General features: G+C 62.8%; 12 protein-coding genes. 8 read left to right on the forward strand and 4 right to left on the reverse strand.

All coding sequences use genetic code 11. The features are described from left to right. Window position 1: 1 nt before the first annotated feature. The 4 genes from R4P64_RS13240 to R4P64_RS13255 all read left to right on the forward strand — a co-directional run bounded on the left by R4P64_RS13240 (window position 2) and on the right by R4P64_RS13255 (window position 6,403). Window positions 2-412, forward strand: coding sequence for an acyl-CoA thioesterase (locus R4P64_RS13240; protein WP_033232828.1), 411 nt, complete (start codon window positions 2-4; stop codon window positions 410-412). Between the two features lie 84 nt (window positions 413-496). Beyond that, entirely contained in the window at window positions 497-5,344 is a 4,848-nt protein-coding gene (locus R4P64_RS13245) for an NAD-glutamate dehydrogenase (protein WP_317821186.1), read from the forward strand. Further along, window positions 5,341-5,760: an acyl-CoA thioesterase gene (locus R4P64_RS13250; protein ID WP_033232832.1), complete on the forward strand. Its 420-nt coding sequence runs from the start codon at window positions 5,341-5,343 to the stop codon at window positions 5,758-5,760. The genes R4P64_RS13245 and R4P64_RS13250 overlap by 4 nt, the downstream gene beginning before the upstream one ends. Next, window positions 5,753-6,403, forward strand: a complete 651-nt coding sequence (locus tag R4P64_RS13255; RefSeq protein WP_033232834.1) for a hypothetical protein — start codon at window positions 5,753-5,755, stop codon at window positions 6,401-6,403. The genes R4P64_RS13250 and R4P64_RS13255 overlap by 8 nt, the downstream gene beginning before the upstream one ends. Here R4P64_RS13255 and R4P64_RS13260 read toward each other — a convergent pair whose 3' ends face one another. Together R4P64_RS13260 and R4P64_RS13265 are read right to left on the reverse strand one after the other, a co-directional pair. Then, complete coding sequence (locus tag R4P64_RS13260) at window positions 6,404-7,312, reverse strand: DMT family transporter (protein ID WP_317821188.1); 909 nt, start codon at window positions 7,310-7,312, stop codon at window positions 6,404-6,406. It lies immediately after the preceding gene. Next, window positions 7,300-8,898, reverse strand: coding sequence for a glycoside hydrolase family 13 protein (locus R4P64_RS13265; protein ID WP_317821189.1), 1,599 nt, complete (start codon window positions 8,896-8,898; stop codon window positions 7,300-7,302). Before R4P64_RS13265 ends, R4P64_RS13260 begins: the two co-directional genes overlap by 13 nt. A gap of 148 nt (window positions 8,899-9,046) precedes the next feature. Here R4P64_RS13265 and R4P64_RS13270 point away from each other — a divergent pair, with 148 nt between their 5' ends. Then, window positions 9,047-9,466, forward strand: coding sequence for a cupin domain-containing protein (locus tag R4P64_RS13270; protein ID WP_033232838.1), 420 nt, complete (start codon window positions 9,047-9,049; stop codon window positions 9,464-9,466). A gap of 4 nt (window positions 9,467-9,470) precedes the next feature. On the opposite strand, the gene R4P64_RS13275 is transcribed toward R4P64_RS13270, so the two are convergent. Beyond that, entirely contained in the window at window positions 9,471-9,866 is a 396-nt protein-coding gene (locus R4P64_RS13275; RefSeq protein WP_033233162.1) for a globin, read from the reverse strand. Between the two features lie 161 nt (window positions 9,867-10,027). Here R4P64_RS13275 and R4P64_RS13280 point away from each other — a divergent pair, with 161 nt between their 5' ends. From R4P64_RS13280 to R4P64_RS13290, 3 genes are all read left to right on the forward strand, one after another. After that, entirely contained in the window at window positions 10,028-10,717 is a 690-nt protein-coding gene (locus tag R4P64_RS13280; protein ID WP_172936716.1) for an HNH endonuclease, read from the forward strand. 82 nt (window positions 10,718-10,799) lie between these two features. Further along, window positions 10,800-11,063: a hypothetical protein gene (locus R4P64_RS13285; RefSeq protein ID WP_033233164.1), complete on the forward strand. Its 264-nt coding sequence runs from the start codon at window positions 10,800-10,802 to the stop codon at window positions 11,061-11,063. Continuing rightward, window positions 11,050-11,529: a DUF5130 family protein gene (locus R4P64_RS13290; protein WP_033232840.1), complete on the forward strand. Its 480-nt coding sequence runs from the start codon at window positions 11,050-11,052 to the stop codon at window positions 11,527-11,529. The genes R4P64_RS13285 and R4P64_RS13290 overlap by 14 nt, the downstream gene beginning before the upstream one ends. Window positions 11,530-11,596: 67 nt before the next feature. Here the strand turns inward: R4P64_RS13290 and pepN are convergent, their stop codons facing one another. Then, window positions 11,597-14,176 (reverse strand): aminopeptidase N, encoded by a 2,580-nt coding sequence (gene pepN / locus R4P64_RS13295; protein ID WP_317821193.1) that lies wholly within the window; start codon window positions 14,174-14,176, stop codon window positions 11,597-11,599. Window positions 14,177-14,219: the final 43 nt, after the last annotated feature.

The raw sequence follows: 14,219 nt of genomic DNA on the forward strand, positions 1-14,219 counted from the left end.
GGTGTCGGACGTATTCACGTGTGAGGTTCAGGTTCGGTGGGGTGATTCCGACCGGTTGGGCCACGTCAACAACACCAGGTATGCCGAGTACATGCAGGAAGCTCGCATTCAGTTCCTGACGTCGAAGCTTGCCGCCCATGGTGGCCGTCCGGGATACGTCGTTGTCCGGAAGATGTCCATCGAGTTCCTCAAGCCGGTGACGGATCGTTCGGGTCCTTTGAATGTCGAGATCTTCACGACTCATGTCGGGACTTCCTCGTTCACGGTCCGGCACGTCGTCCGCGACAACACCGGAGCGGAGTGCGCATCCGGTGACGCATTGATGGTCGGATTCGACACTGTGTCCGAAAAGTCCAGACCCCTCGCTGACAGCGAGCGTTTGGTGCTGGAAGCAGCGCTTGTTCCGGCGTAGTTCACCCTAGGTAGCGGTCACCGCGGCTAGTCTCGAGCATGAGATTGGCCGCGGTGATCAGAACCCACAGGATGTGAGCCAGGAATGACCGACCGAGCACCACACAATTCCGAAAGCCTCGACGAAGCGACGTTACTCACGCGCCTTCGCGAGGCTTTTTTCACACATATCGACGAGGGTGACAGCGGCGATGTGATCAACGGCCGATCCAATCGCGTACTGAAAGCGCATCTCGAACTCGGGCGCACTCGGGTGCCGGGCACGGCGGTGTGGCGGGTCTATCGGCCCTGGGATCCGGCGAAGTTGGGTGCGGCGATCCAGATCGTCAACGACGACATGTCGCTGTTGGTCGAATCCATCACCGCGCTGCTCAATCGCCTAGGTGTGGGTATCAGTCAGTACGCCCATCCGATCCTTCGAGCGGATCGGGACAATTCGGGCAATTTGAAGTCTTTGGGAGACACCGGTATCCAGGAATCCTGGATGCACGTGCAGTTGGACGCGGCAGCGCAGGATTTCGAACTCGACGCCATCGAAGAACACCTGGGCAAGGTGTTGGCCGATGTCCGCGTCGTCGCCGACGACACCCCGTCCATGACTGCCCTGCAATTGAGTATCGCCGACGAACTCGAGGCGTCGGCAGCCTCGGCTACCGGCCGCGTCTCGTCGGAAGAATTCTCCGACACGGCAGGCCTCCTGCGGTGGATGGCTGCCGGCAACTACGCCGTGCTCGGCTATCGACGGTTCGTCGGCACCGCGGACGGCTCCCGCACGGTGGACGGTAGTGGACTCGGTGTACTGCGATCCGACGCCGTCACCGACGGTCCGATGAGCCTGCCGCCCGTTGCCGATCTCCCAGATCGGCCGCTGCTCGTCCTGACCCAGGGGTCGTTCCCCGCCACCGTTCACCGCGCCGTGTATCCGTACTTCGTCGGGGTGTCGATACTCGACGACGACGGAAACATCGTGGGGGAGCACAGGTTCCTCGGCGTCTTCACCGTGGTGGCCCTCCACGAAAACGTTCTTGCCATTCCGCTGATCGAGCGCCGGGTGCGCGAGGTGATCAGCCGCGCCGGTGTCGACCTCGATTCGTACTCCGGCCAGGCGATGCTCGAGGTCATTCAGTCCTTCCCCCGCACGGAGTTGTTCTCCAGCGACACCGACACCTTGTTCGAGACTGTTCACGCGGTGCACAGCATCGGCCTGCGTCGTCAGGTGCGGCTGTTCGTTCGCGAAGACACGTTCGGTCGGTTTGTCTCCTGCCTGGTGTACCTGCCACGCGACCGCTACACAACGCGTGTCCGGTTGGCGATGCAGCACACGCTCTGGAGTGAATTCGGTCCAGGCACAGTGGATTACACAGCCAGGGTGAGTGAGAACGACCTTGCTTTGCTGCATGTGACGATCCGGCGTGAGCCTGGCAGCGCACCGATTCGACTCGATGTGTCCGAAGAAAACCGTGAACGCGTTCAGGCGCTGCTGACCGAAGTCAGTCGTAGTTGGGACGACCGCATCACCGATCTCGTCCGTGAGCGCTCCGACCTCGATCTGGAATTGGTGCAGCGGTACATCCGGGTTCTTCCCGACGGATACAAGGAGGACTTCGAGCCCTCTCGCGCGTTGTCCGATATCTCTCGGCTCGAAGCGTTGGCTCCCGGTTCGATCGACGTGTTGCTCTATCGCGGTGAGGATTCCGAACCAGGTCAGTGGCGGTTCACGCTGTTCGTCGGCGGCGACGCCATTTCGCTGAGCCAGGTTCTCCCGGTACTGCAGTCGCTCGGTGTCGAGGTGCTCGACGAACGGCCACACGTGGTCCAGCGACTCGACGGGGTGAAGTGCTGGATCTACGATTTCGGGTTGTCTGTACCGGCGGAATTGCGGGCATCCGTGCAGTCGGACCTCGACACCCAAGTACCACTCGAAACCAGCACGGTAGCGCTGACAGAGGTGCAGAAGCGGTTCACCGCGGCGTTCGGTGCGGTGTGGTTCGGGCGCGCCGAGGCTGACCGGTTCAACGAACTGGTACTGCGGGCAGGATTGACGTGGCGGCAGGCAGTCATCCTGCGGGCTTACGCAAAATACTTGCGGCAGGCTACTTTTCCGTACAGTCAGTTTCATATCGAGGGGATCGCACTGTCGCACCCGCGGACTGCGGCGGCGCTGGTGGAACTTTTCGAAGCGAAGTTCGATCCGAACTTGACTGGTGGGAAGCGTATCGAGGAGTTGGAGGCGCAACTGCGAGCCTCGATCGACGAAGTTCTCAGCCTCGATGCCGACCGCATCCTGCGGGGAATGTTCTCGCTGGTGAAGGCAACCCTGCGCACCAACTTCTATGTCCTGGATACGGATGGGCGCTCGCGCGGGTATCTGTCGATCAAGCTTGATCCTTCTCGGATCAGTGAATTGCCCAAGCCCAGGCCGGCTTTCGAGATCTTTGTGTACTCGCCGGAGGTTGAGGGAGTGCACCTGCGGTTCGGCGCGGTGGCCCGTGGTGGTCTGCGGTGGTCGGACCGTCGGGAAGATTTCCGGACCGAAGTGCTTGGCCTCGTGAAGGCGCAGGCGGTCAAGAACGCGGTCATCGTCCCCGTTGGTGCCAAGGGCGGATTTGTCGTGAAGAACCCGCCGGTCCCGACCGGAGATCCGGCAACCGATCGCAGTGCCACACTCGAATCCGGCAAAGCCTGCTACCGGACTTTCATCTCGGGTCTGCTCGACATCACGGACAACGTTCATCCTGAGACCGGGGAAGTGGTGACGCCGGATCGGGTCGTGCGACTCGACGACGAGGATCGATACCTGGTCGTCGCCGCGGACAAGGGGACGGCATCATTCTCGGACCTGGCGAATTCCGTTGCTGCGCAGTACAACTTCTGGCTCGGCGACGCATTTGCCTCGGGTGGTTCGGTGGGATACGACCACAAGGGAATGGGGATCACCGCTCGCGGCGCGTGGGAAAGCGTCAAGCGGCACTTCCGGGAAATCGGTGTCGACACGCAGTCCGAGGACTTCACCGTAGTCGGAGTCGGGGACATGAGCGGCGACGTATTCGGCAACGGTATGTTGCTGAGCCGTCACATCCGACTGGTCGGGGCATTCGATCACCGGCACATCTTCCTCGACCCCAACCCGGATGCCGCGCGATCATTTGTCGAGCGTGGCCGACTCTTCGAACTTCCGCGATCGTCGTGGGCGGATTACGACGCCAGCCTGATCAGCGACGGCGGCGGTGTGTGGGACCGTACCGTCAAGTCCGTCCCCATCGCCGAAAGTGTGCGCGTTGCCCTGGGGTTGGACGAGGGAGTCACCAAACTCTCGCCGCCCGAATTGATGCGCGCGATCCTGTCCGCACCGGTGGATCTGCTGTGGAACGGCGGCATCGGTACCTATATCAAGGCGTCGGCCGAAACCAACGCGCAGGTCGGCGACAAAAGCAACGATGCGGTCCGTGTCGACGGCGCTGACCTACGGGTCAAGGTGGTCGGCGAGGGCGGCAATCTCGGTGTGACGGCGCTGGGGCGAATCGAGTTCAGTGCCAACGGCGGACACATCAATACCGACGCGATCGACAACTCGGCGGGGGTGGACTGCTCCGACCACGAGGTCAATATCAAGATCCTGCTCGACACGTTGGTTCGCTCGGGCGCGCTCCCCGCAGATGAGCGGAACCCGTTGTTGGCCTTGATGACCGACGATGTTGCGCGCCTCGTTCTGGCGGACAACATCGCCCAGAATGCTCTGCTGGGCATTTCGCGGGTCACCGCCCCTCAAATGCTTGCCGTCCACCGGCGGCAGATCAGCGATCTGAGCTCCTCGCGCGGACTCGATCGCGCACTGGAGGCACTACCGTCCAACAAGGAAATCGATCGGCGCCTGTCTATCGGATCCGGTTTGACGTCACCGGAATTGGCGACTCTCACCGCGCATGTGAAGCTCGCGCTCAAGGACGATCTGCTCGCCACGGAGTTGCCGGACAACGAGTACTTCGCGCAACAGATTCCCGGATATTTCCCGAGTGCGGTGCGCGATCGGTTTGCCGCACAGATCAAGGACCACCCACTGCGCCGACAGATCGTGGCGACCATGCTGGTCAACGAGGTCATCGACAACGGCGGAATCACCTACGCGTACCGGCTTGCGGAGGAAACCGGCGCCAGCAGTACGGATTCGATTCGGGCGTACGCAGCCGTCCGTGAGGTGTTTGCGCTCGACGACGTGTGGGGGCGGATTCGTTCGGCCGGACTCGCAGCTGATCTCGAGAACGATCTGATCGTGGAAACGTGCAGACTCCTCGACCGAGCCTCGCGGTGGTTTCTCGCCAATCGGCCACAGCCCATCGCGGTGGGGGCAGAAGTGTCTCGCTACTCCGCGGCCTACCGTTCGACGGCGCCCCTTGTTCCCGATTTGCTTGCCGGCCATCAATTGACGGATCTGCTTTCCCGAGCCCAATCAGTCATCGACCGTGGGGCCCCCGAAGCTCTGGCGCTCGAAGTCTTCCGGCTCCTGGACGTGTACTGCCTCCTCGACATCGCGGATATCGCCGACATCGCCGAGCACGACATCGCGGAAGTCGCGCAGCTCTACTACGCGCTTGACGCGCATCTCGGAATCGACTGGCTGCTCACGGCCGTGTCCGGACTCGAGCGTGGGGATCGCTGGCATTCACTGGCCCGGCTGGCGTTGCGTGACGATCTGTACAGCTCGTTGCGGCAGCTCACGATGGAAGTGCTCGTCGGCGGTGAGCCGGGAGAATCGCCGCAGGAAAAGATCGACGAATGGGAAGCGACCAACGCGTCGAGGCTGAGCCGGGCGAGGGCCGCTCTCGGTGAGATCTTCGAGTCTGGGACGCTTGACCTCGCGACGCTCTCGGTAGCGGCGCGGCAGGTTCGCAGCATGGTGCGCAGCATGGGCACCCGATCGGAGGTAGGGCGTTGAGCGAAGGATTTCATGCCGACGTGGCGGTTCGATGGTCCGACATGGACGTCTTCCAACACGTCAACCATGCGCGCATGGTGACACTGCTCGAAGAAGCTCGGATTCCGTGGCTGTTCCACGACGGATGTCCGACGGTGTCATTGCGTGACGGTGCGGTTGTCGCGGATCTGCATGTGCGGTATCGGGGGCAGCTGCGGCACGACGATTCACCGCTCGACGTGTTGATGTGGGTGGAAAAGATTCGAGCCGTGGACTTTACGATCGGATACGAGGTGCGCCCCAAGTCGGCGGGACTCTCGGTCGCGCCGTCCATAGTCGCGTCGACGCAGATCGCGGCGTTCGATATCGATACGCAACGACTGCGGCGGCTCAGTGGTCCCGAGCGTGGGTACCTGGAGCGTTGGCAGCGTGCATGAGCGAATGCTGACCGTGCCCGATGAAGCCGAGCGCAAGAACTTGGCCGGCTTCATCGGGCACGCGTTGCGGTTGGACGAATCGGCCGTCATCAGGATGCGTCGACGCGGCCCGGATCACGTGAGTGTGTGGGCAGCAACAGGGTTCGACGCCCTGGCGACGCGCACTATCGTCGGCACCGTCAATCCCGACGACACCTCGGCGGCCGGGGATACCTTGTTGGCTGCACTGTCCCACGCGTCCGGTGAACTGATCGATCCGGGATTCTCGATGGACTCGGCGTGGCGTGGAGCGCTGCCGCCGGCCGAAGGATTCGAGCACCTCGACGATGTCCCGGCGCACGTCTTGATCGAATTGGCCCAGCGCGGAAATGCTTTGGCGCAGGAGCACGGCAGCAGTTCGGGACCGCCCGTCTCGTTGCTCGATCAAGAGGTGCTCGAGGTCAGTGGGCCGAGCATCACGGCCGGGATCTCGATGCGGGCGATATTTGCGCTGACCGCAATGGGATTCGTCGATGTGAACCGAATCAATGAGACGGAGTTGGTGCGGGTTCGGGCCAGTAGATCGTGGATTCGTCTCGACGCGCGCTTCGGTTCGATCTATCGCCACCGCGGCGGGTCGATTCCGTTGATGGTGGCTCGCTAGCTAGCTGTTACGCAGTGTCCCTGCCGTCAACAAGCCGAGGGCCGCGACGACGGTGGCCATGCCGAGCATGGCCACTGTGGTGATGGTCTCGCCGAGAACCACTGCGCCGAGAATAGCTGCGACTACCGGCTCGAGCAGCGTCAGCGTTGCGACGGTTGCCGGGTTGAGGTGCCGCAGTGCCGCCGCGAAGAGCAGGTAGGCCAACACGGTCGGAACCACAACGAGGTACACCACCGCGGTTGTCCCGGCGCCGGTATCGAGCCCACCTGGCCACTGCCAGATCAGGATCGGTAGTAGGAGGATCCCGCCGATGCCGAACATCTGACCCATCGCGCCCTGCGTGGACACTCCCGCCGTGATCATGTGTGCGCCGGCAACGGTGTAGATCGCGTAGCCCAGTCCGGCGATGAGTGCCGGCACCGCGCCGGCGAGTACGTTCGCCGATCCGTCGCCGGGTTGGCCGGCGACGATGAGCGTCATACCGGCGACGGCGACCAGGGTCGAGAGGAACCACAGCGGGCCGGGCATGCGGCGGTCCACCAGGTACTGCAGTACGCCGGTGAACGCCGGACCTGATCCCAGTGCGATCATCGTGCCTGCCGCAACTCCCGCTGCCTGCACTCCGGTGAAGAACCCCAATTGATATGCGGCGACACCGAATCCGCCCGTGAGCGCGGATTGGCTGGTCGAGCGAGTGAACCCGAGGCCGCCGCGCGCGTACGCAAACACCGCGAGGATCAGGCCTGCGAGAACCACCCGCGCGGAACCGACGGCCAGGGGATCGAGGTCGTATCCGAGGCTTTCCGAGGCCAAGGCCTGTGCGGTTCCTGTGGTTCCGAACAGCACGGCCGCGGCTACAACGGCCAGGACCGATCCCCGGTGAGTTGAGGTCCGACTCAGATCAGCCACGCAGCGGTGTTGACGGGCAACAGACCGTCGACCAGGGGAGCGCTGCTGAGGATGACGTCGCCGGCGGGCAGGGAAATAGGCACATCCGACGTGTTGAGGGCACAGATCAGACCGCCCCGTCGACGAAACGCCAGGCACCCGGGAGGGCTCCCGTACCAGTCGATGTCGGCACCCGAGATCTCCGGCCGGGACGAACGCAATTCGAGGGCGCTGCGGTACAGCGAGAGCATCGAATCGACGTCCTCGAGTTGAGCCTCGACCGTCAGCGTCGACCACTCGGGTGGCATCGGCAACCACGTGCTCGAGGCTGTGGTGAATCCGAAGGGCGGAGCGGCTCCTTCCCACGGCAACGGCACTCGGCATCCGTCGCGACCACGCTCGGCGTGACCGGAGCGTTCCCACACCGGATCCTGCAGGGCGTCGTCGGGAAGATCGACGTTGGGCAGTCCGAGTTCGGCGCCGTTGTAGATGAAGGCGGCACCGGGCAGTGCAAGCTCGACCAAGGCCATCGCCCGTGCGCGCAGAGTTCCGATCTGGCCTCCGCCGTAGCGGGTGACCTCACGTTCGACATCGTGATTGGAGAGCGTCCACGTGGGAACACCGCCGACCTCGGCTACGGCGGCGAGGGAGTTCTCCACCGCTGCCCGCACGGATTCCGCCGCGAACTCGGTTTCTGCCAACCGGAAGTTGAATCCGAGGTGAAGCTCGTCCGGACGGATGTACTCACCGAAGCGCTCGTTGTCGCGAACCCAGATCTCTCCCACGGTCATAGCCTCGGGGAATTCGTTCATGACCTTGCGGATTCCGCGGTGGATCTGGTGGACCTCCGGATTGTTGAATCGCGGGTCGTCGTCGTCGTTGCGCATGAGTTCGTTGAGGTCCCAGTCATGGTCCGGCAAACCCTCCGGCTTGGCCATTCCGTGGGCGACATCGATCCGAAATCCGTCGATACCCCGGCTGAGCCAGAAGCGCAGAGTCTTGGCCAGATCCTCGAAAACCTCCGGGTTGTCCCAGTTCAGATCAGGCTGTTCCTTCGCGAAGATGTGGAGGTACCACTGCTCCGGTTTTCCGTCGGCACCGCTGATGCGGGTCCACGCCGGACCGCCGAAGATGCTTGGCCAGTTGTTGGGTGGTTCGGTGCCGTTCTCGCCCTTGCCGTCGCGGAAGATGTAGCGGGATCGTTCCGGGGAACCTGGTGCGGAGTCCAGCGCAGCTTGGAACCATTCGTGCTGGTCGCTGGTGTGGTTGGGGACCAAGTCCATCGTGATCTTGATATCGCGCTCATGTGCGGCGCTGATCAGTGAATCCATCGCGGCAATGTCGCCGAACAGGGGATCGATGTCACGCGGGTCTGAGACGTCGTACCCGTGATCGGCCATCGGCGAGCGCATGACCGGACTCAACCAGAGGGCGTCGACGCCCAGCAGTTCCAGGTACCCGAGTTTGTCCTCGATTCCGCCGAGGTCACCGATGCCGTCGCCGTTGGAATCGGCAAAAGATCGCGGATAGATCTGGTAGAAAACTGCCTCGTTCCACCAAGGCGGAGTGGACGGGTTGGTAACGGTCGAATCCGCGGGGCTACTCACAAGTTCTCATAGTGCCAAACCTCGAGCACTCGCACGACTTGGACACGGCTGTTTGGTGGTTCTTTACCTCACCTTGGTGTACTTTCCAGGAGCGAAGACTCTGCCGTCGGCAATCTTTGCGCTACCGATTTCTCGAGGGGGGAAAATCATGAGTTTGTCGGCAATCGAAGCAGTGAGTCTGGACCAACTTCCGTTGAACGACGATCCGATCAACGCGGACTGGATCATTTCCGGGGATCCGGTCGCCCGCGCCGCGCAATGGTCTGCCAGCAAGGACGGCACCACGACAACGCACGTGTGGGACTGCACCAAAGGGCGGTTCCGGTGGTACTTCAGCGCCGACGAGATCGTTCAGATCCTCGAAGGATCGGTGACGGTCGAGTCCGCGGGGGTCGAGAAGCGCACTCTGTCTGTCGGTGACGCCGCGCTCTTCCGCGCCGGCAGTTGGTCGGAATGGCACGTCGAGGATTACGTCCGCAAACACGCGATTCTGAGCGTGCCGCTGCACCCGAGCGTGTCGTTCGGTGTTCGGGCTGTCCGCAAGCTCGGACGAATGGTCAGACGCTAGCGGTTCAGATGGCGGAATTGACCATGGACGCTGCAGCCATCTCCATGTAATCGATCAACTGTTGGCGATGTGCGGCGTCCAAGGTCTTCTCGTCGATGGACGCGATCGCAACGTGCATGCAGCGTAGCCACGCGTCCCGCTCGATCGGGCCGATCACGAACGGATTGTGCCGCATCCGCAAGCGAGGGTGTCCGCGCTCGTCGGAGTAGGTGTGCGGGCCGCCCCAGTACTGCTCGAGAAACATCCGCATGCGGCGCTCGGCTGGACCGAGATCCTCTTCCGGATACAGCGGGCGAACAACCTCGTCCTTCGCGACTTCCTCGTAAAACCGCGCGGTGAGCTTGTGAAACGTCTCGGCTCCGCCGACGGCGTCGTAGAAGGTCTGCTGTACGTCATTCATGGCGTGTTCCATTGTGCCTGACGGCGGGCGTGGTCGGTTTCCGGGTCGACCGGAGGTCCGTTCACCCGAAATTCACCGGCAATCCGAGCAATTTTGTGCGAAATGGGAGTGCGTAACCGGAATATCCGTGGTCAACTTGGGGGCAGTCTCCCGGAGGTCCTATGAAGAACCGACACGCTGCACGAAATCACCGACAACTTCAGCCCGCTGGCGGCCGTGGTGCCATCGCTCGCGCAGACGCGCGGCATGAGCACGCGTCAGGGGCTGTTCTGGAAGTTGTTCCTGACGGATTCGGTCAGACCACCGAGTTCGCCACGGATCACGTGGTCCCCGAGTGGATCAAACGCCGAGTGCTACTACTCAATGTCACCTACGAACCGCTGACGGCCCTGCCGGCACGACGGGCCGTGGTCTTGATGGCCTGCGGTAAAGCCGACACGGTTCACGAAGACGAATTCGGACCCATAGTCCACTCTGCGGACTGGTCGGTGCAGGTGCCATCGGTCATTCGCCTACGAACTTATGTGCGCGTCCCGTACCGCGCCCGTATTCCCATGACCCGCGCGGCACTGATGCATCGTGACCATTTCCGATGTGCGTACTGCGGCGCAAAGGCCGAGACCATCGATCACGTGGTACCGCGCAGTCGCGGCGGCGGGCATTCATGGGAGAACTGTGTGGCGTGCTGCGCGCCGTGCAACCACCGCAAAGCCGACAAGATGCTCAGCGAACTGGGGTGGACACTGCGCGCGGAATTGGTTCCGCCCTCCGGTCCGCACTGGCGATTGTTGGCCGCAACCAAGGAACTGCACCCGTCGTGGGTGCCGTATCTCGGTGTCGGTGCCGCCTGACTCGAACTGCCCGGAACAAATTGCTCGATAATTTGTGGCCCTGACGCTGTCCTTCCTGGCGTTCTGGGCTACGTTATCTGGTGTGAGCATTCTCGAGGTAGTACTGATATACGTTGGGATCCCGGCCCTGATCACCGCCTTCTTCGCGGGTGCGTCCTTCCTCGGGAAGAAGACGCCGGGTCCGGTTCCGCCGGCGTTCCATCTGGGTGAGTCGTGGGATCACGCCCCCATCCTGTGGAGTGCTGTCGACGAAGTGACCGTTCGCGGCGGTCACCACGGCAGCGCACACGCGATCGAAGCCGGCTCGGCTGATCTGATTGGAGGAACCGCAAGTGGCAAGTGGTGATCATTCGACAGCGGTCGCAGTAGCGCCCGAAAACCTGCCCGTCGGCAGCGTCATCACGACCAGTGGCCGTATCTCCGGCGTGCATCGTGTGGGAGAGCCGTTCGTTGACGACCTTCCGTTCACGACCAAGGACCTGGTAGCCCTCGACGTCGCGCTGACCGAGGCCACCCGTTCCACCAAGGTGCGTTTCAATGCGTACGTCGGCGACCTGGGCGCAGACCCGGCCGCCGGTGCCGACGCACTGTTCCCGACCACACCTGAGGCGGAGCGTTCGGTTCTCATCGCCGTATCGCCCAACCAGCGTGTCGTCGAGGTCCGCAGTGGCCGCGTCGTTGCCGATCGGGTCACCGACCGCGTTGCGCAGCTCGGCGCAACCGCAGCAGTGAGCTCCATCAGTGAAGGAAACCTGATCGACGGACTGATCAGCGGAATCCGTGTCATGGCAGCAGCAATCTCTGCGCCGTAGTTCGCAGTCCTTGCAGTAGGGCCGGTGCCCGCCTCGATTTCCTCGAGGCGGGCACCGGCCTTTTGTATCAGCTGGCGTCGAACTTTCGGGCGGTGAGCGATCGAACTACACCGGCCTGGCCCTCCACGACAAGGCGACGTAGCGCGGGAGGAATGTCGCCCTCGAGGAAACGATCAGCCGCTGCGACGGACTCTTCACTGACCGACCACGACGGGTACAGACCGACGACGACGGTCTGCGCCACCTCACTCGAGCGGCGTTCCCACACGCCGGCGATGTCGTCGAAATAGCGCGAGACAAACGGTTCGAGGAGATCGTCCTGTCCTTCGCGGGCGAAACCACCGATGATGGACCGCGCCGTGATGTTGGGCACCGAATCGTCGCCGACCACCTTTGCCCACACCTGCTCCTTCACCGCAGCTTGCGGTCGACCGGCAGCTGCGGCAGCGGCCTGCCTGGCACCTGCCGCAGTCGGGTCGCGCAAGGCCTCGGCGTCGATGAACGGGGTCTCCAGCCCCTCGGCATCCACCTCGCCTGCCGCGGCGAGAGCTCCGACAATGCGCCACCGCAGATCGGTGTCGACAACCAGACCGTCGAGGCCGACGGTCGCGGGGTCGGCGTCGAGCAATTCGTTCAGGACCTCGGTGTGCCACGGGGAGAGTGCAACTCCGGTGAGCGCGTTGACAAATGCGAGTTGGTGATCGGAACCGGCCTCGGCTTCGCGGGCAAGTTCGAGAAGCCGGTTGGCGAAGTCCGCCCAGCCTTCGGCTGCAGCCCAGACCGGATCGGCGTAGCTTCCGATGGCGGTCTGTGCTTGGAGCAGGAGGCGTTGAACCACACCGACCTCGGTTTCGGCGCTGATGCCTCGCTGAACCAGAGCGACAAAATCGCGAGCCTTGAGTTCGGCCTGACGAGTCATCTCCCACGCTGCGGACCAGACCAGAGTGCGGGGGAGTGATTCGGCGATGTCGCCGACCCGGTCGATTGCCGTCGAGAGGGACTGCGGATCGAGTCGCACCGAGCAGTACGTCAGGTCGTCGTCGTTGAGCAGAATCAATTGACCGCGATGAACTCCGAGAAGCTCAGGAACGTCGGTGGTTTCGGCGGCGTCGAGATCGAGTTCGACGCGGCGGCTCCGCACGAGCTTGCCGTCGACGTCGTCGTAGATGCCGACCGCGATGCGATGAACGCGTCGCTCACCGGCACCGGGGGCAGCGCCGTCCTGCAACACGGCAAAACGGGTGAACTTTCCGTCTGCGTCGACGTCGAAGTCGGGGCGAAGGATGTTGAGGCCGGTGGTCTTGAGCCACTGGGTTCCCCAGTCGGAAAGGTCGCGCCCGGAGGACTTTTCGAGAGCGCCGAGGAGGTCGTCGAAGGTGGCGTTTCCAAATGCGTGTTCACGGAAGTACTCCCGCAGTCCCGCGAGGAAGGGGTCGAGGCCGACGTAGGCCACCAATTGCTTGAGAACGCTGGCGCCCTTGGCATACGTGATTCCGTCGAAGTTGACCTCGACTGCTGCCAGGTCCGGGATGTCGGCGGCGATGGGGTGGGTGGACGGCAACTGGTCCTGACGGTAAGCCCACGACTTCTCGACGTTGGCAAAGGTTGTCCAGGCGTTCTTGTACTCGGTGGCCTCGGTCTGGCAGAGCACAGACGCGAAAGTCGCAAAGGATTCGTTGAGCCACAGGTCGTCCCACCACGTCATGGTGACGAGGTCGCCGAACCACATGTGGGCCATTTCGTGAAGCACGGTTTCGGAACGACGCTCGTACGAGTAGCGAGTGACCTTGGACCGGAAGACGTAGTCCTCCAGGAACGTCACCGCTCCCGCGTTCTCCATCGCGCCTGCGTTGAACTCCGGGACGAACAACTGGTCGTACTTCCCGAAGGCATACGGCACACCGAAGTTGCGGTGGTAGAAATCGAAGCCCTGCTTGGTTTCGGTGAACAGGCGCTCTTCGTCCATGAACTCGGCAAGCGAAGCGCGGCAGAAGATTCCGAGGGGGATGTTGCCGTGCTCGTCGGAGTAGTTGTCGGTCCACACGGCGTACGGGCCGGCTATGAGCGCAACGAGGTACGTGCTCATCTTCGGTGTTGTACGGAAGACATGCTTGCCGGGATCGGCGGCCAGGGACTCTACGACGGCGGAGTTGGAGATGACCTTCCACGAGGTCGGCGCAGTGACACGGACATCGAACGTCGCCTTGAGATCCGGCTGATCGAAACACGCGAACATGCGCTTGGCGTCGGCGGTCTCGAACTGCGAGTACAGGTAGACGGCGCTGTCCGTCGGGTCGACGAAGCGGTGCAGACCCTCTCCGGTGTGCGAGTACACACAGTCGGCCTCGACAACCAGTTCGTTGCTCGCGGCGAGGTCCGTCAAGGCTATTCCGGTGGCCTCGTCGTAGTCGGAAATATCGATCGGGGTGCCGTTGAGCACTGCGGAATGAACTCGGGCAGCGATGATGTCGATGAAACTGCTCGAGCCGGCGGTGGCCGAGAAGGTCACGGTGGTCTTGGAGAAGAACGTCTCCTCACCAGGGGCATCACTGCCGTCGGTGAGATCGAGTTCGATCAGGTAGTTGTCGACGGTCAGCAGCGCTGACCGTTCGGCTGCCGTCTCGCGTGTCAGGTTCGGTGCGGCCACGAAGATCTCCTCGTCGATGGTGTGGATCTTTATGAGTCCATCC

It is taken from the genome of Rhodococcus sp. IEGM 1366, from assembly GCF_033142425.1.
Taxonomy (GTDB): Bacteria; Actinomycetota; Actinomycetes; order Mycobacteriales; family Mycobacteriaceae; genus Rhodococcus_F; species Rhodococcus_F globerula.